The sequence below is a fragment of the Kushneria sp. Sum13 genome, from assembly GCF_052692355.1.
Genome location: NZ_CP199847.1, coordinates 276,750 through 299,342 on the forward strand (window position 1 = coordinate 276,750; position 22,593 = coordinate 299,342).

Here is a 22,593-nt window from a genome sequence, read left to right on the forward strand (position 1 = left end):
GGCCGACTAGAGCACGACCTCGCAGCGTGTGGCGCTGCTTTCATGAGCGGCGTCGAGCACGCGCATGACCTCGCGGGCCTGCTCGGGGGTTACGGCGAGCTCGGCCTCGCCGTTCAGGTGCGCGACGATATTGTCGTAGTAGGCGCGATAGTCACCCCGGACGTTATCGATGGACTCGCTCTCGCCGGTGTCGCCCTGGTAGAGTACGCCACGCTGCGGGTCCTCGCCCCAGCCGGGCTGGCCCGGGGTGCCGCCGTCGCGCAGGGTCTGCTCCTGGGTGTCGATACCGTGCTTGATCCAGGAGGCGCGGGTGCCGTCGATGGCGTAGCGCAGTCCGTCATGGGCGCTCAGGGCATGGCTTGAGAGCACCACTCGGTGGTGGTCATAGCGCAGCAGTACGTGGAAATAATCCACCGCACCGCCGCCCGGTCTGAGCGTGGCCAGATCGGCGTAGACGCCCCGCGGCGTGCCAAACAGCGTTACGGCCTGATCGGCCAGATGCGCGCCCAGGTCATACCAGGCACCGCTGCCGGGGCCGGGGCGCTCGCGCCAGCGGTCGCGGACCTCGGGGCGAAAGCGGTCAAAGTGCAGGTGGCAGCGGGTGACATCGCCCAGACGGCCTGTCTCCAGCAGCCCCTTCAGGGTCAGAAAGTCAGCGTCCCAGCGGCGGTTCTGGAAGACGCTGAAAACTCTGTCATGATGGCGGGCGCAGGCCGTGATGTGCTCAAGCTCCTCGCCATCCAGCGACACGGGCTTGTCGACCACCACATGCTTGCCGGCCTGAAGTGCTGCCATGGCAAGCGAGGTGTGTGTGTCGTTGGGAGAGGCAATCACGATCAGATCCACCTCAGGGTCACTGAAGGCCTGATCGGGCGTCGAGTAGACGTCGATGTCCGGCAGGTCAGCGTGAACGTCGTCCGGGCGGCTGGAGACCACGCCCTTGAGCGTCATGCCTCTGACGCTTCGAATCAGGGGCGCATGAAAGACGCGCCCGACCAGCCCGTAGCCGACAATCACGGTGTTGATGGGGGAGTGCATGAATTGTCTCCGTGTCCTTGTATGAGCGTGCACCGCGCCAGTCGCGGCCTGTGGTATGACCTGCCAACCTGATCAAATGATGGAGCGCGCATGACCGATACAACCGCCGGGGCCCCGGCGCCCGATCGCCGGGCACCCCGGTCCCACTGGACGGACTGGGGCAAGTGGCTCGCCCTGATCTCGATGACCGTGGACCACGTGGTGCGCTATGCGCTGTCCAATGAGCTCTCCTGGCAGTTCGGCTGGGCGAGTTCGACCATCGGGCGGGTGGCGTTTCCGCTGTTTGCCGCCATGGTGGCCTGGCACGGGCTTTTCGATACCCGCAACCCCATGCGCTATGCACGGCGCATACTGGTCATCGGTCTGATCGCACAGCTACCCTATATACTGATGCCGCGTTACTCCAGCGTACTGGTGATCAACGTCTGCTTCACGCTGGCCTTCGGACTGGTCTGGGGCGCCTGGCTGCGTCAGCTGCTGGTGTCACCGCCCACCGAGACGCGCGCTCGGGTGATGAGTGCCGCCGCCGTGGCGCTGTCCATCCTTGTCTGGTACACGGTGGGCCCACTGCTGGAGTACGGCCGTTTCGGTATTCTGATGGTGCCGGGGTTCATGCTGGCCATGGCGGTTTATCAACACTTTGATCACGGCGTGGCGCGCATCTGGGCCTGGCTGGCCGGGGTGCCGATTCTTTTGATCACGGCGCAGCTCAATATCTACACCATCAGCAAAAGCGTGGCCTTTTCGACCACCCTGATCGTTCTGGTGATCGCGGCGGGTCTGGCCCGTTTCATCCCTCGGGTGGTGCGCATGCCACGCTGGCTGTGGCTGGGCTGGTATCCGGGGCATCTGGCCGTGATTGCCCTGATCGTTTATCTCCCCTATATGCTGACGACCTGATCATCTTTCGAGAGTGAGTGACCCATGTTTTCTGATGTCATGATATCGACCGCCGGTCTGCGCCGCGCCCTGTCCGGGCTCTTGCCGGCCCTGATGCTGTTGGGCACGCTGATGAGCGCGCCCGCCGAGGCCGACACTCAAAAGGTCCCCATCGTGTTTCCCGAGCACGTCCAGCAGGGAAGCATGGTCATCGGGCGGGTGCCGCCCGGCAGCCAGGTCACCCATGCCGGGCGCACGCTGGGGGTCACCGATTACGGCACGGTGGTGTTCGGGATCGGCCGTGATGCCACCGGCGCCAGTCAGGTCGGGATTACCTCGCCCGATGGGCAGCAGCGCACGGTGAATATCCAGGTGACGCCGCGGGACTTCCCTGTCGAGCGCATCAATGGCGTGCCCCCGAAGACCGTGTCGCCGCCGCCCAAAATTGCCGAGCGCATTCGTCGTGAGCAGGCCGGCGTCAGTGACGCCCGCACGCGCGATGAGCGGATTCCCGACTTTGCCGAGCACTTCATCTGGCCGGTGAAAGGGCGCATCAGCGGGCGCTTTGGCAATCAGCGCGTCTACAACGGCACGCCGGGTTCTGCGCATTCGGGCATGGATATTGCCGCGGCCACCGGCACACCGGTCAAGGCACCTGCCGGAGGCATCGTGACCTTTGCCAACCCGGATCTGTATCTGACCGGTGGCACGGTGCTGCTGGACCACGGCTACGGCATCAGTTCCAACTTCCTGCATCTGTCAAAACTGGATGTGAAGGTGGGCGATCGCGTGGCGCAGGGGGATGTGATCGGCGAGGTGGGGGCGACCGGTCGGGCGACCGGGCCACACCTGCACTGGGGCATGAACTGGTTTGATACCCGTATTGATCCGCTGCTGGTGCTGGAGCGTCAGTAGCCTTTCTGTCAGCCCGGGCCTGTCCCGGGCGCTTTAATGCTTGCCATGACTATGGCGGCCATAAAATTTCCTGGCGGCACCATCACTCAAGTCGTGAAGGCCTGAGGCGATAACTACTGCCCATATTGATAGTGCGTTAATTAATAGTGCATTAATAAAGGCAGGTGATTCTCATGGCGACGGCTTCAGGCATCTCAACGCTTTCGAACATGCGCGTTCGCACCCGCATGATGCTTGGTTTCTCTGCAATACTCTTTTTGATCGTATTACTGACAACCATTGGCGTATGGCGCGTCGGCGAGATTGATCGTGGACTAATCCACATAAACGATGTCAACAGCGTCAAGCAGCGCCATGCCATCGACTATCGCGGTAGTGTCCATGATCGAGCCATTGCGCTGAGAGATGCCACGCTGGTCAATGACAATGAGCTGCCAAAGGTCACGGCACTGATTGATAAGCTGACCGCAGATTACCGAGCCGCTGCCGCCAGCATGGCCGCCATGGCAGCAGACAGCGAGCAGTTTACGCCCGAAGATCAGCGTCTTCTGAACGGCATCAACGCAATTCATGACCGTACCATGCCGCTGATTGATCGCGTACTTGACGCGCGCCGCGCTGGTGATATCGAGGGGGCCCGAACCCTGCTGCTGTCGCAGGCGCGCCCGGCCTTTGTGGACTGGCTGGCCTCGATCAACGCCTTCATCGATTATCAAGAGACCATGAATCATGCCGAGGCCAGCGTGGTACGTGGCATCAGCGGTGGCTTCAAGACCACCATGATTACCCTGTGCGCGCTGGCGGTGCTGCTGGGTATTGTGATTGCCACCCTGATTACGCGTGGGTTGTTGAAAACGCTGGGCGCTGAACCCGATGGCGTGCGCGCGCTGGCAGAGGCTATCGGCCGTGGCGAGCTGGATACACCACGCACGGGTTACCACGAGCAGGATCGCAGCATTATGGCCGCGTTGAGTCGCACGGCCGACCGACTTCAGGACACCGTGGCCAATGTGCGCCGTACCGCTCATGAGGTCGCCCATGCCAGTGGCCATATTGAGCAGGGTAACAGTCAGCTTTCCTCGCGTACCGAGCAGCAGGCCAGTGCGCTGGAGCAGACGGCAGCTGCCATGGAAGAGCTCAGTGCCACGGTGCGCCAGAACGCCGATAATGCCCGCGACGCCGAACAGCTGGCCACCAGTGCCGCCGGCGTGGCCGAACGCGGTGGTGAGGTGTTTGGCAGCGTGGTGGTCACCATGAAGGAAATCAACGAGGGGTCACGGCGTATTTCGGAAATCATCAGCGTGATCGATAACATTGCCTTCCAGACCAACATTCTGGCGCTCAACGCCTCGGTCGAGGCGGCCCGGGCCGGCGAGCAGGGGCGTGGCTTCGCGGTCGTGGCCGGTGAAGTCAGAAGTCTGGCCAGCCGCAGTGCCGAGGCGGCGCGTGAAATCAACAAGCTGATTTCAGAAAGCGTTACCCGTACTGAAAAGGGTACGGTGCTGGTGGATCAGGCCGGTCAGACCATTGAGGAAGTGGTGACCTCCATCAAGCGTGTTCACCACCTCATGGGCGATATCAGCCGCGCCAGTGTCGAGCAGAGCACCGGGGTCAGTCAGGTGGGAGAGGCCATCGGCCAGCTTGATCAGACCACACAGCACAACGCCGTCATGGTCGAGAAAAATGGTGAAGCGTCACGCAGGCTTTATCAGCAGTCACAGGCGCTGGTCGAGGCCGTCTCGGTCTTTCGTCTGACCCATTCGGCAACTGAAAGCCCTGCACCGGCCGAGTCGAAGACCACGCTTGAAGCACCGTTTCGTTTGGCGGCCAAAGCTTCGAAAAGCGTGAAAGATTCCGAAGCCTTCAGGGGTGAAAGCTCTCGAGTGAAGGCCGCTCACGTCTCGTCCCGGGCAGCCACGGTGGATGAGTGGGAAAGCTTCTAGGGCCGAGGAGCACCCGCCCGCCAGACCGTCAGTCCGCGGCGTGATCGCTCAGTGACTGACGGTACTGGCGGATCAGGCGTTTGATCAGAAGTGAAATCAGAAAGACCAGCCAGCCAACGGTCATCAGCAAACAGGCCAGCGTCCACTGCTGGGCATCGGGCAGGCTGCCGACGATACGTTCGAGCAGCCACCACAGCGGCGGTGCCAGCAGCATCGGTGGATAGAGAATGTGCATCCACATTTCGGTGCGACGCTTTCTGACCCGGTAGCGGGCAAGTGTGAGTTTCAGCGGTTGCCACAAAAGCGTTGTCAGCGCGCAGATCAGCACCACAAGGGTCGCCAGCAGGAAGACGAGACTCTGATGGTTGACCAGCGACCACTGAATGCTCCAGGCATAGCCTACCCACAGGGCACCTTCGAGCAGGGCAGCAGAATCGGGCCAGCTACCGGCATAAAAGAGTCGTTTGTTCATGGATGGCCTGTTTTGCACTTTGTCGCAGTGTAGCGCCGAGCGGGGGCCACGGAAACATGCTTGCAAAAAGGCGTTACAAAAGGGGCCCTGTTCCGGGAAGGAACAGGGCCCCTTTATCGAGCTTGAGCAGCGTGTCGTCAGGCGTTATTTCGCGGCGTCGCGCAGCGCACTGACCGCCGGCAGGGTCTTGCCTTCCACGTACTCCAGGAAGGCGCCGCCACCGGTAGAGATATAGGAGATATCATCGGTGACGCTGTACTTGTCGATGGCGGCCAGCGTATCGCCACCGCCGGCAATCGAGAAGCCGTCACTGTCGGCGATGGCATGCGCCATGGCCTTGGTGCCACCGCTGAACTGATCGATCTCGAACACGCCCACCGGGCCGTTCCACAGGATGGTGCCGGCTTCACGCAGCGCTTCGGCGTAGGTCTCGGCAGTCTGGGGGCCGACATCGAGAATCATCTCGTCGTCGCGCACGTCATCCACATTGCGGGTGACGGCCTCGGCCTTGTCGGAGAACTCGGTGGCCACGACCACATCGATGGGCAGCGGCACGTTGACCTTCTCCATCAGCGCTTTGGCTTGATCCACCAGATCGGCTTCATACAGCGACTTGCCGACGTTGTAACCGGCCGCGGCAATGAAGGTGTTGGCGATACCGCCACCCACGATCAGCTGGTCGCACTTCTCGGACAGCGCATTGAGGACATCGAGTTTGGTCGAGACCTTGGAGCCGCCCACCACGGCCACCATCGGGCGCTTCGGATTGGCCAGCGCCTTTTCGAGCGCGTCCAGCTCCGAGGAGAGCAGCGGGCCGGCACAGGCGTCCGGGGCAAAGCGGGCCACGCCGTGGGTCGAGGCCTGAGCGCGATGCGCGGTGCCAAAGGCGTCCATCACGTAGATGTCGCACAGGCTGGCATATTTCTTCGCCAGCGCCTCGTCATCCTTTTTCTCGCCCTTGTTAAAGCGCACGTTTTCCAGCAGCACGACCTCGCCTTCCTTCACCTCGGGGTCCTGCTCCAGATAGTCGCGCTCCAGGCGCACCGTCATGCCCAGCAGTTCACCCAGGTGATTGGCCACCGGTGCCAGCGACTCTTCGTCGTTGGGCTCGCCTTCGGTCGGGCGACCCAGATGGCTCATCAGCATGATACGGGCATTTTGTTCCAGCGCCGTGCGAATGGTGGGCAGGCTGGCACGAATGCGGGCATCCGAGGTGACCTTTCCATCCTTGATCGGCACGTTGAGATCCTGACGAATCAGGACACGCTGGCCGGCGAGGTTCAGCTCGGACATCTTGCGCACAGTCATGTCGCTACTCCCGTATTAATGATAAGTGGTCAGCATTGAGCGGTAAGGATAGCCCTGATACTGCCATCAGGACCGATCTGAAAACTTCCCCCAGCATAGCAGGGAGATGGAAAACGAAGACAGTCGCCGCGGGCGTCATTATTGACTGGCCGGGCGCCGTGGCGGGCATGAGACTTTCGTCGAAGCACTGGCCGTAGCGCGCATCGCGGTCAAGTGGGCCAGGCCATTGTCGCCTCACAATGGGAACCCGTCATGGCGGCCCTGAACATGTGGTCGTCTGTGACAGACATGCAGTGCAGCCGCCTTCATGCGTGAATACTACTGACAAAACATGACATGAACTGCAACGTATAGTTGCTTATGCTGTCCAGGCCGCGGCATTGGTCTGCGGCAATGCAAAATCTTTCGTAGAAAAGAGGATGAAGATAATGACAGATATCGCCAGGCTGCTGGGAGAGGAAGCGGATAGCCTGTTGAACCATACCTGTGCCGGATTCAAGAAAGAGGACCTGCACCTGCCGGGTCCCGATTTTGTTACTCGGGTCATGATGGACAGCAGCCGCTCGCCGCACGTACTGCGCAACATGCAGACCATCTTCAACCATGGCCGACTCGGTGGCACAGGCTATGTGAGCATGCTGCCGGTGGATCAGGGAATCGAGCACTCGGCCGGCGCTTCCTTTGCGCCCAATCCGCAGTATTTTGATCCGAAAAACATCGTTGAGCTGGCCATCGAGGGCGGCTGTAACTGTGTCGCCTCCACGCTGGGTGTCCTGTCATCGGTAGCCCGTCGCTACGCGCACCGCATTCCGATGATGGTCAAGCTCAACCACAACGAGACGCTGACCTACCCGGCCATCTACGACCAGACCATCTTTGCACAGGTTGAGCAGGCGCATGACATGGGTTGTGTCGCCGTTGGTGCCACCATCTATTTCGGCTCGCCGGAAAGCCGTCGCCAGATCCAGGAAATCAGCGAGGCGTTTGAGCGCGCGCATGAGCTGGGCATGGTCACCGTGCTGTGGTCCTACCTGCGTAACCCCGAGTTCAAGAAGGACGGTACCGACTATCACGTCTCTTCTGACCTCACCAGTCAGGCCGTGCATCTGGCAGCGACCATCAACGCTGACATCGTCAAGCAGAAGCTGCCGGAGAACAACGGTGGCTATCGCGCGGTCGGCTTTGGTCATACGCATGATCGCGTCTATGACGAACTGCTCAGCGACAACCCGATTGACTGGGCGCGCTATCAGGTCGTCAACAGCTTCATGGGCCGTGCTGGCCTGATCAACTCTGGCGGCGGCTCCAAGGGCCATTCCGACATGGGTGAAGCCGTGCGTACTGCGGTCATCAACAAGCGTGCCGGCGGCATGGGTCTGATCTCCGGACGCAAGGCGTTCCAGAAGCCGCGTGAAGAGGGCGTTGCCCTGTTGAACGCCATTCAGGACGTCTATCTCGACAAGAGCGTCACCATCGCCTGATCGGCATGTTCTGACGCTTGAGACGCAAAAGGGCCCGGCAATTCATTGCCGGGCCCTTTCTTTTGCCTTCAGCCTTCAGTGCTTTGTCTACAGCACACAAGGTCTCTGAAGTACCGGACGGCGCGAGCCGCCCGGTGCGTGTTGGCGAGTTACGCCTTGAACATCTGTTCAGCGCGCTCAACCACTTTCTCGACCGTGAAGCCGAAGTGCTTGAACAGATCACTGGCCTTGCCGGATTCGCCGTAGGTGGTCATGCCGAACACGTGACCGTCCAGACCCACGTACTTGTACCAGGTCGACGGGATAGCAGCTTCAATCGCCATGCGCTTGCGAACGCTGTTGGGCAGTACGGACTCACGATACGCCTCGTCCTGCTCATCAAACGCGCTGGTGCAGGGCATGGAAACCACACGAACCTTTTTGCCCTTGCCTTCGAGCTCTTTTGCCGCATCCATCGCCAGGCCCACTTCGGAACCGGTGGCGATCAGGATCATTTCCGGCTGGCCGCCTTCGGCGTCCTTGAGGACATAACCGCCGCGACGAATGTTCTTGAGCTGTTCGTCATCGCGCGACTGGGCCGGCAGGTCCTGACGCGAGAAGATCAGTGCCGTGGGGCCGGTTTCACGCATAAGCCCTTCAACCCAGGCTGCAGCCGTTTCCGTGGCATCACAGGGGCGCCATGTGGCCAGGCCCGGCAGGTTGCGCAGGTCAGCCAGCTGCTCGACCGGCTGGTGGGTCGGGCCGTCCTCGCCCAGACCGATGGAGTCATGGGTAAAGATGTGGAGGATGCGGGTATGCGACAGGGCCGACATGCGAATAGCGTTATGCATGTATTCCATGAACACCAGGAAGGTGGCGTCATAGGGAATGAAGCCGCCGTGGGTGGCGATGCCGTTGGCGATCGCGCCCATGCCGAACTCACGCACACCGTAGTGCAGGTAGCTGCCGTCGAAGTTGTCCTTGCTGACAGCCTTGGCACCCTTCCACAGGGTCAAATTGGACGGCGCCAGGTCGGCACTGCCACCAAACAGTTCAGGCAGTTCCGGGGCCAGCTCGTTGAGCACACCCAGAGAGGCCTTGCGCGAGGCGGTGGTTTCGGACTTTTCCTGCGCCCGCTTGATCAGGGCATCTCCGTCAAAGTTCTCGGGCAGCTTGCCGTCGTAGCGACGCTGAAGCTCTTTGGCGAGTTCCGGATGGGCCTTTTCATAGGCGGCCATCTTCTGCTTGTACTCGTCTTCGAGCTGCTGGCCCTTGTCGCTGGCATCCCACGCCTTATAGACGTCATCGGGGATCTCGAACGCGCCGTATTCCCAGCCCAGCTGCTTGCGGGCTGCTTCGACTTCTTCTTCACCCAGCGCCGCGCCGTGGCTCTCTTCCTTGCCGGCCTTGTTGGGCGAACCGAAGCCGATCACGGTCTTGCAGATGATCAGGGTCGGCTTATCGGTGACTTCCTTTGCTTCACGGATGGCGGCATCGATCTGCTCGGCGTCATGGCCGTCGACATCACGAATGACGTTCCAGTGATAGGCCTCGAAGCGTGCCGCGGTATCGTCGGTGAACCAGCCTTCAACTTCACCGTCAATCGAGATGCCGTTGTCGTCATAGAACACGACCAGATTGCCCAGGCCCAGCGTTCCGGCCAGCGAGCAGGCCTCATGACTGATACCTTCCATCAGGCAGCCGTCACCGGCAAAGACCCAGGTGCGGTGGTTGATGATGTCGTGACCATCACGGTTGAACTGAGCGGCCAGCGTGCGCTCGGCGACCGCCATGCCGACGGCATTGGCCAGACCCTGGCCCAGCGGGCCTGTCGTGGTCTCGATGCCCTGGGTATAGCCGTGCTCCGGGTGACCGGGCGTTTTGGAGCCCAGCTGGCGGAAGTTCTTGAGCTCTTCCAGCGGCAGTTCATAGCCGGTCAGATGCAGCAGCGAATAGTGCAGCATTGAGCCATGGCCGTTGGACAGAATGAACCGGTCACGTTCTGCCCAGTCGGGATTTTTCGGGTTGTGCCTGAGGTGATCGTTCCAGAGCACTTCTGCGATGTCAGCCATGCCCATCGGCATGCCCGGGTGGCCGGAGTTGGCCTTTTGCACGGCATCCATTGAAAGCGCACGGATGGCATTGGCGAGGTGACGACGCGAGGTCATATCTTGGTGAACTCCTGCCTGCTGGTGGTGAAAGGGGGCGCTGGCGACAGCGACCGAGTCAATGGGCCGTGGCGCCAGCGCTCGCATCGATGTCGCACATCTTTATTTGCCAAGAGTAGCTGCATGAAATGGTGATGTCGCCCCCCCGGTATGAAGAAGGGCGCATCAAAACCGATGTGTCATCTCGGAATCGAGCGTCAGCGAGACGCGTCATGAAGGGTCATGACTTCATCTAGGATCTGTTCAAAGGCGCTTGCGTCATGCACGAATCGGCCAAGGAACATTCCCTGCACGCTGCCCTCCAGGCGTGACAGAAGCCCGGGACCAGCACTGCCACCATAAATGACGCGCCCGCCGCCGTGGCCATCCAGCCAGGCCTGAAGCTTGATGCACACGGCACTGATATGCTCTTTCGAAGCCGGCTGAGGAGCACCAATCGCCCAGTGGGGCTCGTAGGCCACGATCAGGTCGGTCTCTCTGGGCTGCGGGACATCCGTCAGCGCACTTTCTACCTGACGGATGCACTCACTGGCCGCAATGTCCGGGTCGCCTTGTTCAATCTCGCCCACACACAGCACGGGAGAGAGTCCGTTCGCCATGGCCTGCGCGGTCTTGGCGGCAATCAGCGTTTCATCTTCATGGAAATGACGCCGACGCTCGGCGTGACCGACTTCCACGCAGCGACAGCCCATCTCGGCGAGCATGGCGGCGCTGACTTCTCCGGTCCAGGCGCCAGGCGGCTGATCGGAAAGGTTCTGCGCCCCGATGCGGATATCAGTGTCGCGCACGATCTCAAGCACCGGTGACAGCGTCGGAAACGAAGGCATGATGAAAAGCGCTGCATGCCCCTGCGTCACGGCGGGATGCTGACGAGCGATGTCGGTGACCTGACGACACCAGTCCAGCGTTTTCTGATAGCCAAAATACATCTTGAGGCTGGTGCCGATAAGCAGGGGGGCGGCCATGTCTCTCTCCTGTGGTTGGACCGTAAACAATCGCCTAGAGCACATCGACAACGGCGCGGATGATCATGGACAGCGAGACAGCGCCGGCATCCGGGGTGCCCTTGCTCTTTTCTGCCAGCGGGCGTGCGCGGCCAATTTTCGGCACGAGATCGGCGGTGTCCCTTGCGGCCTGTTCGGCGCGATCTGCGCCGGCCTGCCAGGCCGTGGCCAGATCATCACCGGCGTCAACGCGCTCGCTCAGTACTTCACTGAAGGGCACCAGCACGTCGACCAGTGTCTTGTCGCCGACCTTCGCCTTGCCAAAGTGCATGATGTTGTCGCGGGCATCGCGAACGCCCTGGGCGATACGGGCGGCGTCGGGTTTTTTCTCGTCGCCGATGGCCATCGCCAGCGAATGCAGCGCCGCGCCCCAGATGGCGCCGGAGGTGCCGCCGGCCCTGTCGGCCCAGGCATCGCCTGCCATGCGCAGGGTTGTCCCGGCGCCGGCGCCGCGCTCCTTCGCCTCGCGGGCCTTCTCAACAGCTGCCTTGCCGCCGCGGGCCATGCCGATACCGTGATCACCGTCGCCGGCTACGGCGTCAATACGACCGAATTCCTCTTCATTCTCCTCGATCACCTTGTAGGTGGTTTCGAGTGCGGCCAGTACCTTTGCCGCAGCGTCCCGTGATTCCTGGGTGGCGTCGGGAATGGCGTCCGGGTCGGGGATATCGAGTTCGGCAGCGTCAAGCTGCTCGGCATTGACGACGCTCCCCTTGCTGTAGGCGGGCGTGTCGCAGGGGGCAGCCCAGAACTTCTCGAGTTCCTCGTCGAGCCAGAACAGCGTCAGTGACGCGCCGGCCATGTCCAGACTGGTGACCAGCTCGCCCACTTCGGGTTCGACAATCTCAAGTCCTGCGTCCTTTAACAGCTGGTTGACGCGGCGATAGACCACGAACAGCTCTTCATACTTGACCGTCCCCAGACCGTTGAGCAGCACCGAGGCGCGAGCGCCGCTGGCGCTGCTCACACCTTCTGGCAGCTCTTCCAGCAGTCGCTTGACCAGCAGCTCGGCCAGCTCGTCGGCAGTAGGAATGTCCTGCTCGCTGATGCCGGGCTCGCCGTGAATGCCCAGACCCACGGCCATCTTGCCTTCCGGCACATGGAAGAGGGCGTCATCGGCACCGGGCAGGGTGCAGCCATCAAAGGCCACGCCGAAGGAGCGGGTACGCAGATTGGCGGCTTCCGTCACGCGCACCACTTCTTCGAGTGAGTAGCCGGCTTCGGCAGCGGCCGCGGCGATCTTGAAAACGGTCAGATCGCCGGCGATGCCGCGACGCTTTTGAATCTCTTCGAGACTGGCGCTGGAAACGTCGTCGATGACCTTGACCATCTCACAGGGGATGCCTTCGCTGACCAGTCGGTCGCGTGCCTGACCGAAGTGGAGCACGTCACCGGCATAGTTGCCGTAGCTCAGCAGCACGCCGGCGCCGTTGTTGGCGGCACGAGCGACCGTATAGATCTGCTGGGCAGAGGGCGAGGCAAACAGGTTGCCCATTGCCGCCCCGTGCGCCAGCCCCTGACCGACCAGTCCGCAAAAGGCGGGGTAGTGACCGGAGCCGCCGCCGATCACGACCGCAACGGTATTCGGCTCACTTTTTGTGCTGCGGATCACGCCGCCGGGCACCTGGCGCACCCGGTGAGCGTGAGCGGCCACAAAGCCTTCGGTGGCTTCGTCGACAAAGGCAATCGGGTCGTTGAAAAGGCGTGTCATGACGGGCGTACTCCTGATAAGGCGAAAATGACCGGGCATCGCGCGCTGCTCCTGGAAGCCAGAGCGTTTGATGCCTCTCTCCCCTTCGCGTGCGTGCGCACCCGAACAGGAATTTGTCAGAATGATAATATGATCCTGGCATGTACATTTGTTAGAAACATTGGGGCTATATTAGCCCTGCGGCCGATCACTTCGCATGAGACTTTGGTTTTACTATCGCCCTTTGTAGGGGGTATGACGGCGTATTTATGCCCAAAGGGGTGATATCTTCAGCGGGTGAAAGCGTTTTTCCGAGCCGGAGTGACGGGCTGGCGGGGTTTTTCATATGAATGCGCTTTGTTCATATGATCGGTAAGGCGTACGCTATAAAAGTGTCAACGTAGACGGTGATCATTCACCAGGAGAAATCATGACAGCAGAGACCAAAAAGCTTCGGGTCGCACTCGGATGTGATGAAGCCGCTTATGACATGAAGCAGGCCATGGTAGAGCACGTGCGCTCGCTGGGTCACGAGGTCGAGGATTTCGGCACCCATAATGCCGAACCGGTGCTTTATCCCGATATCGCCTTTGCCGCTGCCCATGCGGTCAAGGAAGGTCGTGTCGATCGCGCCATTCTGATCTGCGGCACAGGCATTGGTGTGGCCATCTCGGCCAACAAGGTGCCGGGCATCCGCGCCGCCCAGGCGCATGACACCTATTCCGCCGAGCGGGCGCGCAAGAGCAACGATGCGCAGGTATTGACCATGGGCGCTCGCGTCATTGGCGTTGAGCTTGCCAAAAAGATCGCCGAGTCCTTCCTTGAAAGCGAATTCAGCGGCGGTGGTTCGCAGGCCAAGGTGGATCGCATCACGGCCTACGAGCAGGAACAAAGCGGCAAGGCATGATTTCGTCCGGCCTTGATGTCGTATGACAAGGCAAGGCGCATGCGCCGGCGTGATGGGGCAGTACGGCGAACGGTCGTACTGCCCTTTTTTCGAAGGCTTCGCTGTTGATTTTAGAGGCTTCGTTGCTGGTTTCGGGTGCCTTGCTGTGACACGAACGATGCTTGCAGGTATCTTCCCGCCTCACATGACACCCACGCGTTTGATCCGGAGATCCCATGAACGAGCGTGCCGATCCTGATATTGCGCTGATGACCGAGATTGCCAGCCGCTATTACATGCAGGGCGAAACCCAGGAGGCGATCGCCGGACGCATGGGCATGTCACGCATCAAGGTCGGTCGCATGCTCAAGCGTGCGCAGGCCGAAGGCATCGTGGATGTACGGGTGCGTCATCATCCTTCGGTGGCCGCCGAGATCGAGCAGTCGCTGATTCGCCGCTTCGGCATTCGCCGGGCGCTGATCGCACTGGACTGCGCCGATGCCGAGCAGCAGCGTCATGAGGTGTCGAGCCTGGTCGCCGACCATCTTTCACGAACGCTGGAAGATGGCACCGTGGTGGCCGTCGGCATGGGGCGCAACGTGGGCACCGTGGCCGATAACGTCTTTACTCAGCGCACCCGACAGTGCTCATTCATCTGTGCCATTGGCGGCTCGCTGCGTGCCGGGGAGTACATGAACCCCGATCACATCTGTCGGCGACTGGCGGCGAAGTTCGGCGGTGAGAGTGAAACGCTCTACGCACCGGCCATGGTGGCCAGCCCCGAGCTTCGCGACGCCATGCTCGACAACCCGACCGTGCGCCAGACACTGGATCGCGCCCGGCGCGCTGACATTGCCATGATCGGTGTGGGCGATCTGTCAGAAGACAGCAATATGGTGCGCATGGGCTGGTTCTCGCCGCAGGAGATTGCCGAGGCGCGGCTGTCCGGTACGGTCGGGGACATGATGGGCTATGACTTTATCGACCTGAACGGACGGGCCTCCACTACCCCCATGCAGGGTCGCGTGATCGGGCTGACCATTCCGGATCTGGCGCGCATTCCCGAGGTCATTGCGATCGCCAGTGAAAGCACCAAGGCCGCCGGCATTCTCGGTGCGCTGCGCACCGGCGTCATCGACGTGCTCGCCACCAGCGCCACCAATGCGCATACCCTTTTGCATCTTGACGAGGCCACCCGCGTCAAAGACGAGGATTAATTTCTCGTCTGGCGTCACTATCCTTCCCTCCAGTTGCATTGGTTTTCAAGCATCCTCAAGGCGATCAATACAGGATTCTGGCGTTGATCGACGAGGTCTCGTCGCGCCTGTCTGTCTCTGAATCATCTGTACCGATGTTCCTTTTTTGCAGAAATGCTCGCCTTTCAGGTCCTCCTGTCAGCGGATAACTTTAGTCTCAGAATTGATTATCCATTCAGTTTATTTCTTTTTATTTCATGATGTTGAAGATGTTAAGCACAAAGTCTTAGCGCTATATATCGGCCTGGGCATTGCAGTTGAAAGGGGTCATGGCGTTAATACATTTGAACGAAAGCAGGTCAAATGATTCGGATCAGACACTGTCGATGCACCGCCTGGTGCGCCTGAAAATCTTGTAACCCCTACACCCGCAGTGGAGACCGGTTCGATATGACAGCAGATGCCAGTACCCATGCCCGCCCTCGCTCCCGCAAAAAAAAGGGACGTGCCATTACGGCAGTGGTGGTGATTGTCGTGGCGGCCGCCATGGCATGGGATACGCATGTGGTTGAGCAGGGTGCCCAGTCCGATGTGCAGAGCGGCCAGTTTTCAGCAGAGCGTTATGGGCAGGAGCAGTTCCCGGAAATTGCGCAAAGCGTCAAGTCACGGGCTGTCGAGGCGCCGGAACTGGCGCAGGCGCTGAATGATGATGCCAGCGCCGCCGGGGAGCGCTACGGCGTGGCCAGCGGGATAGGTCCGATCTTTCCGGTGCACTTCACCGGCACGGTCGGGGAGGGCAAATCCGGCATCTACACGATCGATATTCCCGACATGCCTGAAGGCACCCGGGTCAGGGTGCAGACCGGCCCGGCCATCAATGGCACCACACTACGTGATGCCACAGGCGACATCAGCTTTGGCCAGTTTACCAATCAGATCGAGTATCAAAATGCGGGCGCCGCCATCAACAATGCCATGAAGGCCGAAGTACTCGAAGGTGTGGATACTGCGGCGCTGAGCGGTAAAACCGTTGAGGTCACCGGTGTGTTTCAGATGATCAATCCAAAAAACTGGCTGGTCACCCCGGTGGCCCTCGATGTGCAGTAGGGCGGGACGGGAGTGCATGCCATGAGCAGCGCAAAGAGTGTCATGGACAGGTCAACGATTTCAGGCGGCAAGACGGGTGATGTCGTGCTGTCGGCGCGTAATGTGGCCAAGTCCTTTGGCAGTGTGCACGCGCTCAAAAGTGTCAATTTCGATATCCGTCATGGACAGGTCACGACGCTGTTTGGTGAAAACGGCGCGGGCAAGTCAACGCTGATGAAAATTCTTTCCGGCGTAATGCAGCCCAGTGCCGGCGAGATTGTGCTCGACGGCGAGTCGGTGCGCTTTTCGTCCACCGTGGATGCCCAGCGTCATGGCATTTCAATCATCCATCAGGAGCTGAGCCTGGCGCCCAACATGAATGTGCGTGACAACATTTTCATGGGCCGTGAGCTGGGCGGGCCGGGCGGTGTGGATTATGCCGGCGAGGCCCGTGAAACCGAGCGACTGATGGCGGAACTGGATGAGCCCATTGATCCGATGACGCTGGTGGAGGACCTGCGTCTGGGTCAGCAGCAGATTGTGGAGATTGCCCGAGCACTGTCCGTCAACTCGCGCATTCTGATCATGGATGAGCCGACCTCGGCTCTGTCGGCTTCGGAAGTCGAGGTGTTGTTTCGGGTCATCGAGGATTTAAAGAGCCGCGGCGTCTCGATTGTCTATATCTCGCATCATCTGGAAGAGGCGCTGACCATTACCGATCACGCCGTGGTGCTGCGCGATGGCGCAATGACCGCTTATGCCGAGCGCAGCGAGATCGATCTGGAGTGGATCGTGCGCCACATGGTGGGTGAGAACTTCGATCTGGGCTCGCCACCGACCGGCCATACGATGGGCGAGGTGGCGCTGTCGTTTGACAACATCAGCGTGGCGGATGTGGCCGTACCGGAGCGTTCGGTTGTGGATCGTCTGTCGCTGGCAGTGCGCGCCGGGGAGATCGTGTGTATTTACGGCCTGATGGGGGCCGGGCGCACGGAGCTTCTGGAGTGCGCTGCGGGGCGCGTACCGGCAAGCGACGGGCGGATCATGCTGGAGAGTGAGGATATTTCCGGTCTGAGCATTGCCGAGCGCATCGAGCGCGGGCTGGTGCTGGTGCCGGAAGATCGCCAGCGTGATGGGCTGGTGCAGACCATGGCAGTAGGCGAGAACCTGTCGTTGGCCAGCATCGGTGCCTTTACCCGTGGATTTATAACCTCGCGCGGTCGCGAGCAGAACGTGATCGAGGATTCCATTCGCAACGTGCATATCAAGACCGACGGCGGTGCGGCCGGTATTGGTTCGCTCTCCGGTGGCAATCAGCAAAAGGTGGTCATCGGCAAGATGCTGGCGACACGGCCCCGGGTCGTCATCCTCGATGAGCCCAGCCGTGGCATCGATATCGGCGCCAAGGCCGAGGTGTTCAGACTGCTCGCCGAGGGCGCCTCGAAGGGACTGGCGGTGATCTATTCGACCTCTGAGGTGGGCGAGTGTCTGAGCGTGGCGCATCGCATTGTCGTGATGAGTCGGGGCCGGATCAGTGCCGAGTTCGGGGCCGATGTCAGCAGGGAAGAGATCATGGCGGCCTCCGGTGAATCCGTCGCAGGCTGAAATACGTGTATGGCAGGGATCACTATCATGTCCGATGTTCGTCAGAGTGCTTCACCCGCGAGTTCCAGCACGTCGTCTGCCCGCGCGGCACCGCGGCGTACCGGCGGTTTCGATCTGGGGCACATTCTCCTTGAAGGCCGGGCCTTTTTTGCCCTGATCGCCATCATCGTCATCTTTGCGATGCTCTCACCGGTTTACTTCTCGACCGCCAATTTCCTGACCATGTCCTCGCACGTGGCCATTTTCGGGCTGCTCTCGATTGGCATGCTGCTGGTCATTCTGACCGGCGGTATCGATCTTTCGGTCGGCTCGACCATGGGGCTTGCCGGTGTCATGGCGGGTTTTCTGATGCAGGGCGTGTCGGTGGATGCCTTTGGTGTGACGCTCTATCCGCCGGTCTGGGCGGTCGTGGTCCTGACCTGTGTGCTGGGCGCTTTTGTCGGCATGATTAACGGCGTACTGGTATCGATTTTCAGGGTGCCGGCCTTTGTGGCCACGCTGGGCACGCTTTATGTGGCACGCGGTGCGGCGCTTTTGATGACCGATGGGCTGACCTACAACAATCTGAGCGGTAATCCCGAACTGGGTAATACCGGCTTTGACTGGCTGGGCTTCAATCGATTTTTTAACGTGCCGGTCGGGGTGCTGATCTTTGCCGTTGTCGCCATTATCTGCATGTTTGCCCTCAATCGAACGCCCTTTGGGCGCTGGGTCTATGCCACCGGCGGCAACGCACGCGCCGCGGAGCTTTCCGGCGTACCGGTCAAGCGCGTGCAGATATGGGTTTATGTGCTCTCCGGTGTCTGTGCCGCTATTGCCGGGCTGGTGCTCTCCTCGCAATTGACCTCTGCCGGGCCCACGGCCGGGACGACCTATGAACTGACCGCGATTGCTGGCGTGGTGATCGGTGGGGCGGCGCTGACAGGCGGACGCGGGAACGTGCGCGGCACGCTTTTAGGGGCATTCGTCATCGGCTTTCTCTCCGATGGCCTGGTCATCATCGGCGTCTCCTCCTATTGGCAGACCGTATTCATGGGCGCGGTCATCGTACTGGCGGTGCTTTTGAACAGCATTCAGTACAAGCCTCGCAAAAAGCGGGCAACCCGTCCTGAAGGTCAAAAGGCTTCATCGTCGCCCGGGGCCGCTTAGGCTGATTGGGTGGCATCGAAAGGCCGGTTCGCCGGTATACCAACCGTCAAGGCAAGGGGAAGCATCATGTTAAGAAAGGGAAAACGTCTTTTGATGGCGGGTCTGGCCATCGGTGCCATGGTCGTTGGGGGCAGTGCCCTGGCGCAGGATCAGCAGAAGGGATTGATCTCGATCATCGTCAATGACCCCTCCAATCCGTACTGGTTGACCGAGGGTAATATTGCCCGCGAAACGGCCGAGGAGATGGGCTACAGCGCTAATGTCAGCGCCCACAAGGGTGACACCAACTCCGAGAGCCGACAGATTGATACGGCAATCACCAACAAGGCGAAGGCGATCATTCTGGACCCGGCCAACGCTGATGGCTCGGTCGGCGCGGTCAAAAAGGCCGTCAACGCCGGCATTCCGGTCTTTATCGTCAATGCCGAGATCAACCAGCAGGGGCTGGCAAAGGCCCAGCTGGTATCCAACAACGCACAGGGTGCCGCGCTCGGCGCGCAGCAGTGGGTCGAGGCAGTAGGGGACAGCGCTCGCTATGTCGAGCTCAAGGGCGCGCCATCCGACAACAATGCCGCGACTCGCTCCAACGGCTATCAGACCGTACTGACCCAGTATCCGGACCTCGAGCTGGTCGCCTCTGATGTGGCCAACTGGGACCGCACCCAGGGTTACAACAAGACCCAGAGCATGCTGCAGGCCAACCCGGACATTCAGGGCCTGATCAGCGGTAACGATGAGATGGCACTTGGCGCGGTCGCAGCCCTGCGCGAGTCGGGCAAGCTAAAGGGCGTCGTGGTAGGCGGTTTTGACGGTTCTCCCGACGCCGTCAAGGCCGTCAAGGACGGCGACATGGCCTACACCGTACTTCAGCCGGTAGCCGTGTTTTCAAAGCGTGCCGTGGAGCTGGCCGATCAATTCATCCGTACCGGCGAAACCGGCCTGAACGGTGAAAAGCAGCTTTTTGACTGCCTGCTGATCACGCCGGACAACGTCGATCAGGTAACGTCACCCTTCGTACTGGAACAGTAAGCGCCAATGCTGTTTTCAGGACCCGCACCGAAGCCGCCTTTTATGGCGGCTTTTTTCGTCAAGATACCTCAGGCCGCAATGGCCCAGCGGCAGGGGATTGTTCAAATGTTCAATAAGGGATCATCCATGCCATGTTTTATGTCGACACCCTCCTGCCAGACATTCGTCGTATGCCGGTTTTTAAAGTTCAGGTTAATCAATCCAGTAGCGTTTCGTTGCGCTAAGGTATAAGACCTGTGAGGCGGTCATTTGATTGACCAGGCGCAGCCTGCGGCGTTATTTCATTTGTCCAGAACAGAAACAAATGATGCTTGCAGCCGCAACGAGGTGATCATGTCTGACACGCTGACGCAGGATAATGTTTCCCGGCACGACCTCCCCAAAACCATGCACGCTGTGGTGGCTTATGGCCCCGGCGACTATCGCTATGAAGAAGTACCGGTTCCCGAACTCGATAATGACCGGGAAATTCTGGTCAAGGTTGAGGGCTGCGGCATCTGTGCCGGTGACATCAAGTCCTTTGATGGCGCGCCGAGTTTCTGGGGGGACGAGAATCAGCCGGCTTACATCAAGGCGCCCATGATCCCCGGGCACGAGTTTATCGGTCGGGTTGTGAAGGTCGGAGATGCCGTCAAGGACTACAAGCCCGGCGATCGCGTGATCTCCGAGCAGATCGTGCCCTGCTGGGATTGTCGCTTTTGTGGTCGCGGCCAGTACTGGATGTGTGAAAAGCACGATCTCTACGGCTTCCAGAGTAACGTGAACGGCGGCATGGCCGAGTACATGAAATTCACAAAGGAGGCGATCAACTATCACGTGCCCGAAGAACTGCCGCTGGAGAAGGCGATTCTGATCGAGCCTTATGCCTGTTCGCTACACGCCGTTCAGCGCGCCAGAATCGAGCTGGGTGACGTGGTGGTGCTTTCCGGTGCCGGGACCCTGGGGCTTGGCATGGTCGGGGCCGCCAAAAAGGCCGGTGCCGAAAAACTGATCGTGCTGGATCTTTTTGACGAGCGTCTGGCGCTGGCCAAAAAATTCGGCGCCGATATGGTGCTCAATCCCAAAAACGATGACGTGGTGTCGATCATCAAGGAGATGACCGGCGGTTACGGCTGTGATGTCTATATCGAGGCCACCGGACATCCGAAATCGGTCGAACAGGGGCTATCGATGATTCGAAAGCTCGGACGCTTTGTCGAGTTCAGCGTCTTCAAGGACCCGGTCAGCGTGGATTGGAGCATCATTTCTGATCGCAAGGAACTCGATGTGCTGGGCTCACACCTGGGGCCGTACTGCTATCCGCTGGTGATTGAGGGCATCAAGAACGGAGATTACCCCACTGATGGCGTCGTGACGCACAAGCTACCACTGGAAAAATTCGAAGAAGGTTTTGAGCTCATGACCAGCGGCGCAAAATCACTGAAGATCGTACTGATCCCTTGAGCGCTGACCCACTACAGCGCGGCTGCCATGCCGCGCTTTTTTGTGCGCGCCTTTCTGGTTTGAATTCATGCAGCCCACGGACATTGTCATGTCCACCAACACATTTTCGGGCGAGGCAAAGGCTTTGAGTAACTCGCGCCGATGGCAGGCAGGGCGCCTGCCATCGTTGACGCAGGTTCAGGCCATCTCGACCCAGTCCGGTGACTGAGCGACTTCAACGCGATCGATCAATTCAAGCCTGCCGTCGTTGAGATGATAGGCAGCCACATGATGGGATTGCTGGCCGGCCGCCAGCATCAGCGTTCCGGTCGCATCCAGTGCAAAGCCTCGGGGCTGCGTCTCGACGTCAAAGGCGCCGATGCGAGTGAGCTCGCCGTTGTCAGCGTCGACGGCAAAAGAGGTGACCAGCGAGCTGCTGCGCTCTGAGGCATAGAGGTAGCGACCTTCGGCGTCGAGATGAATATCTGCTGCCCAGAAGGTATCGGCACTGCCCTTGTCCACCACGACCCGCTGTCGCCTGTTCAGGGTTCGAGTGCCACTGTCGTAGTCAAACAGCGTAATGGAACCGTCCAGCTCGCCGAGGAGATAAAGCCGTGTGCCAGCGGCGTTGAAGATCAGATGCCTGGGCCCGGTACCGTCGGGAAGCGTGACCTCGATCGTGTCTTCAAAGGGAGGCTGGGCTTCAAGACTGGCGCAGTAAAGGCGGTCGCCGCCGAGGCTGGTGAACAGCAGGTTGCGTTGATCCGGGTCAGGGAGAATGCAGTGGGCATTGGGCTCGGTGTCCCATCGCCCTGCTCGCCTTGTACCACGCCTTCCCGGGACATTTCGTAGGCGGCCACCAGGTGATGGTGATAGGACGCCGAAAAGAGCCGGCCGTCTCGCGCCGAGCAGGCCAGATAGGCGACGCTTTCATGGATGGGAAAGGTCGCCACCGGCGTCAGTTGATGGCTCTGTGCATCGATGGCAAAGGTGAAGATGCCCATGGGGGTGCCGCGGCCGGCAGCATACAGATGGTGCCGATCCGGACTCAGGCACAACGGCATGGAGCCACCGGCCTTTTCAAGGTCGGGGAGTGTGACGCGCTGAACCAGTTCAAGGCGCTCGTGTGCGTAGCGCACCAGACAGACCTCGCCGGCGCCGCCACAGCCGATATAGGCAAAAAGGGATTGCGATGATGACATGTGCCCACCCTGATGTTGAACGTGAAGGGACAAGGGTTACAGTCGTGCGCCCTTTAATCCAGTCAGTGATTGTAGGGTTCAAGGCGCTTTAAGGCGTCATCAACCATGGTCTGGCCTCTCAAGGGGCACGGCTCTGGCATG

At 60.3% G+C, this 22,593-nt stretch carries 19 protein-coding genes; 11 read left to right on the forward strand and 8 right to left on the reverse strand.

Going from position 1 to position 22,593, the window contains the following annotated elements; translation table 11 throughout:
- Nucleotides 1-6 precede the first annotated feature (6 nt).
- On the reverse strand, nt 7-1,038 hold the full coding sequence (locus tag ACUN8C_RS01220; RefSeq protein WP_445620569.1) for an oxidoreductase: 1,032 nt from the start codon (nt 1,036-1,038) through the stop codon (nt 7-9).
- A gap of 90 nt (nt 1,039-1,128) precedes the next feature.
- On the opposite strand from ACUN8C_RS01220, the gene ACUN8C_RS01225 reads away from it, so the two are divergent.
- The 3 genes from ACUN8C_RS01225 (at nt 1,129) to ACUN8C_RS01235 (ending at nt 4,775) form a co-directional block, all read left to right on the forward strand.
- Nucleotides 1,129-1,938 carry a TraX family protein gene (locus ACUN8C_RS01225; RefSeq protein ID WP_445620570.1) on the forward strand — a complete coding sequence of 270 codons (810 nt, stop codon included), beginning with the start codon at nt 1,129-1,131 and terminating at the stop codon, nt 1,936-1,938.
- Between the two features lie 24 nt (nt 1,939-1,962).
- Nucleotides 1,963-2,832, forward strand: coding sequence for a peptidoglycan DD-metalloendopeptidase family protein (locus ACUN8C_RS01230; protein WP_445620571.1), 870 nt, complete (start codon nt 1,963-1,965; stop codon nt 2,830-2,832).
- 173 nt (nt 2,833-3,005) lie between these two features.
- A complete protein-coding gene (locus ACUN8C_RS01235; protein ID WP_445620572.1) occupies nt 3,006-4,775 on the forward strand; it encodes a methyl-accepting chemotaxis protein in 1,770 nt (589 codons plus the stop codon).
- 28 nt (nt 4,776-4,803) lie between these two features.
- On the opposite strand, the gene ACUN8C_RS01240 is transcribed toward ACUN8C_RS01235, so the two are convergent.
- Together ACUN8C_RS01240 and ACUN8C_RS01245 are read right to left on the reverse strand one after the other, a co-directional pair.
- Nucleotides 4,804-5,247 (reverse strand): hypothetical protein, encoded by a 444-nt coding sequence (locus ACUN8C_RS01240; protein ID WP_445620573.1) that lies wholly within the window; start codon nt 5,245-5,247, stop codon nt 4,804-4,806.
- Nucleotides 5,248-5,391: 144 nt separating this feature from the next.
- On the reverse strand, nt 5,392-6,555 hold the full coding sequence (locus ACUN8C_RS01245) for a phosphoglycerate kinase (protein WP_445620574.1): 1,164 nt from the start codon (nt 6,553-6,555) through the stop codon (nt 5,392-5,394).
- Between the two features lie 428 nt (nt 6,556-6,983).
- Between ACUN8C_RS01245 and ACUN8C_RS01250 the strand changes: the two genes are divergently transcribed.
- Nucleotides 6,984-8,036 (forward strand): class I fructose-bisphosphate aldolase, encoded by a 1,053-nt coding sequence (locus ACUN8C_RS01250; protein ID WP_108840956.1) that lies wholly within the window; start codon nt 6,984-6,986, stop codon nt 8,034-8,036.
- Between the two features lie 149 nt (nt 8,037-8,185).
- On the opposite strand, the gene tkt is transcribed toward ACUN8C_RS01250, so the two are convergent.
- From tkt to ACUN8C_RS01265, 3 genes are all read right to left on the reverse strand, one after another.
- Complete coding sequence (gene tkt / locus ACUN8C_RS01255; RefSeq protein WP_445620575.1) at nt 8,186-10,183, reverse strand: transketolase; 1,998 nt, start codon at nt 10,181-10,183, stop codon at nt 8,186-8,188.
- Between the two features lie 197 nt (nt 10,184-10,380).
- Entirely contained in the window at nt 10,381-11,148 is a 768-nt protein-coding gene (locus ACUN8C_RS01260) for a triose-phosphate isomerase family protein (RefSeq protein ID WP_445620576.1), read from the reverse strand.
- 34 nt (nt 11,149-11,182) lie between these two features.
- Nucleotides 11,183-12,898, reverse strand: coding sequence for a dihydroxyacetone kinase family protein (locus tag ACUN8C_RS01265; protein ID WP_445620577.1), 1,716 nt, complete (start codon nt 12,896-12,898; stop codon nt 11,183-11,185).
- 409 nt (nt 12,899-13,307) lie between these two features.
- Here ACUN8C_RS01265 and rpiB point away from each other — a divergent pair, with 409 nt between their 5' ends.
- From rpiB to ACUN8C_RS01300, 7 genes are all read left to right on the forward strand, one after another.
- Entirely contained in the window at nt 13,308-13,784 is a 477-nt protein-coding gene (gene rpiB / locus ACUN8C_RS01270; protein ID WP_445620578.1) for a ribose 5-phosphate isomerase B, read from the forward strand.
- A gap of 215 nt (nt 13,785-13,999) precedes the next feature.
- Nucleotides 14,000-14,980 (forward strand): sugar-binding transcriptional regulator, encoded by a 981-nt coding sequence (locus tag ACUN8C_RS01275; protein ID WP_445620579.1) that lies wholly within the window; start codon nt 14,000-14,002, stop codon nt 14,978-14,980.
- A 429-nt stretch (nt 14,981-15,409) separates the two neighbouring features.
- Nucleotides 15,410-16,066, forward strand: coding sequence for a DUF2291 family protein (locus ACUN8C_RS01280; RefSeq protein WP_445620580.1), 657 nt, complete (start codon nt 15,410-15,412; stop codon nt 16,064-16,066).
- Nucleotides 16,067-16,087: 21 nt separating this feature from the next.
- The gene (locus tag ACUN8C_RS01285; RefSeq protein WP_445620581.1) at nt 16,088-17,650 is read left to right on the forward strand and encodes a sugar ABC transporter ATP-binding protein; all 1,563 of its coding nucleotides are present in this window, start codon (nt 16,088-16,090) and stop codon (nt 17,648-17,650) included.
- A 27-nt stretch (nt 17,651-17,677) separates the two neighbouring features.
- Nucleotides 17,678-18,799 (forward strand): ABC transporter permease, encoded by a 1,122-nt coding sequence (locus ACUN8C_RS01290; RefSeq protein WP_445620582.1) that lies wholly within the window; start codon nt 17,678-17,680, stop codon nt 18,797-18,799.
- Nucleotides 18,800-18,865: 66 nt separating this feature from the next.
- Entirely contained in the window at nt 18,866-19,828 is a 963-nt protein-coding gene (locus tag ACUN8C_RS01295; protein ID WP_445620583.1) for a D-ribose ABC transporter substrate-binding protein, read from the forward strand.
- 333 nt (nt 19,829-20,161) lie between these two features.
- Nucleotides 20,162-21,271 (forward strand): MDR/zinc-dependent alcohol dehydrogenase-like family protein, encoded by a 1,110-nt coding sequence (locus ACUN8C_RS01300; RefSeq protein WP_445620584.1) that lies wholly within the window; start codon nt 20,162-20,164, stop codon nt 21,269-21,271.
- Nucleotides 21,272-21,448: 177 nt separating this feature from the next.
- Here ACUN8C_RS01300 and ACUN8C_RS01305 read toward each other — a convergent pair whose 3' ends face one another.
- Together ACUN8C_RS01305 and ACUN8C_RS01310 are read right to left on the reverse strand one after the other, a co-directional pair.
- On the reverse strand, nt 21,449-22,003 hold the full coding sequence (locus ACUN8C_RS01305; protein ID WP_445621886.1) for a lactonase family protein: 555 nt from the start codon (nt 22,001-22,003) through the stop codon (nt 21,449-21,451).
- On the reverse strand, nt 21,886-22,452 hold the full coding sequence (locus ACUN8C_RS01310) for a beta-propeller fold lactonase family protein (protein ID WP_445620585.1): 567 nt from the start codon (nt 22,450-22,452) through the stop codon (nt 21,886-21,888). Before ACUN8C_RS01310 ends, ACUN8C_RS01305 begins: the two co-directional genes overlap by 118 nt.
- Nucleotides 22,453-22,593 lie beyond the last annotated feature (141 nt).

What these genes read in the sequence shown, in the direction of transcription:
- ACUN8C_RS01300 (WP_445620584.1), top strand. Translation starts at nt 20,162, where the DNA reads ATGTCTGACACGCTGACGCAGGATAATGTTTCCCGGCACGACCTCCCC.
- ACUN8C_RS01280 (WP_445620580.1), top strand. Translation starts at nt 15,410, where the DNA reads ATGACAGCAGATGCCAGTACCCATGCCCGCCCTCGCTCCCGCAAAAAA.
- ACUN8C_RS01290 (WP_445620582.1), top strand. Translation starts at nt 17,678, where the DNA reads ATGTCCGATGTTCGTCAGAGTGCTTCACCCGCGAGTTCCAGCACGTCG.
- ACUN8C_RS01230 (WP_445620571.1), top strand. Translation starts at nt 1,963, where the DNA reads ATGTTTTCTGATGTCATGATATCGACCGCCGGTCTGCGCCGCGCCCTG.
- ACUN8C_RS01275 (WP_445620579.1), top strand. Translation starts at nt 14,000, where the DNA reads ATGAACGAGCGTGCCGATCCTGATATTGCGCTGATGACCGAGATTGCC.
- ACUN8C_RS01245 (WP_445620574.1), bottom strand. Translation starts at nt 6,555, where the DNA reads ATGACTGTGCGCAAGATGTCCGAGCTGAACCTCGCCGGCCAGCGTGTC.
- ACUN8C_RS01240 (WP_445620573.1), bottom strand. Translation starts at nt 5,247, where the DNA reads ATGAACAAACGACTCTTTTATGCCGGTAGCTGGCCCGATTCTGCTGCC.
- ACUN8C_RS01220 (WP_445620569.1), bottom strand. Translation starts at nt 1,038, where the DNA reads ATGCACTCCCCCATCAACACCGTGATTGTCGGCTACGGGCTGGTCGGG.
- ACUN8C_RS01285 (WP_445620581.1), top strand. Translation starts at nt 16,088, where the DNA reads ATGAGCAGCGCAAAGAGTGTCATGGACAGGTCAACGATTTCAGGCGGC.
- ACUN8C_RS01250 (WP_108840956.1), top strand. Translation starts at nt 6,984, where the DNA reads ATGACAGATATCGCCAGGCTGCTGGGAGAGGAAGCGGATAGCCTGTTG.
- ACUN8C_RS01310 (WP_445620585.1), bottom strand. Translation starts at nt 22,452, where the DNA reads ATGTCATCATCGCAATCCCTTTTTGCCTATATCGGCTGTGGCGGCGCC.
- rpiB (WP_445620578.1), top strand. Translation starts at nt 13,308, where the DNA reads ATGACAGCAGAGACCAAAAAGCTTCGGGTCGCACTCGGATGTGATGAA.
- tkt (WP_445620575.1), bottom strand. Translation starts at nt 10,183, where the DNA reads ATGACCTCGCGTCGTCACCTCGCCAATGCCATCCGTGCGCTTTCAATG.
- ACUN8C_RS01235 (WP_445620572.1), top strand. Translation starts at nt 3,006, where the DNA reads ATGGCGACGGCTTCAGGCATCTCAACGCTTTCGAACATGCGCGTTCGC.
- ACUN8C_RS01295 (WP_445620583.1), top strand. Translation starts at nt 18,866, where the DNA reads ATGTTAAGAAAGGGAAAACGTCTTTTGATGGCGGGTCTGGCCATCGGT.
- ACUN8C_RS01260 (WP_445620576.1), bottom strand. Translation starts at nt 11,148, where the DNA reads ATGGCCGCCCCCCTGCTTATCGGCACCAGCCTCAAGATGTATTTTGGC.
- ACUN8C_RS01265 (WP_445620577.1), bottom strand. Translation starts at nt 12,898, where the DNA reads ATGACACGCCTTTTCAACGACCCGATTGCCTTTGTCGACGAAGCCACC.
- ACUN8C_RS01225 (WP_445620570.1), top strand. Translation starts at nt 1,129, where the DNA reads ATGACCGATACAACCGCCGGGGCCCCGGCGCCCGATCGCCGGGCACCC.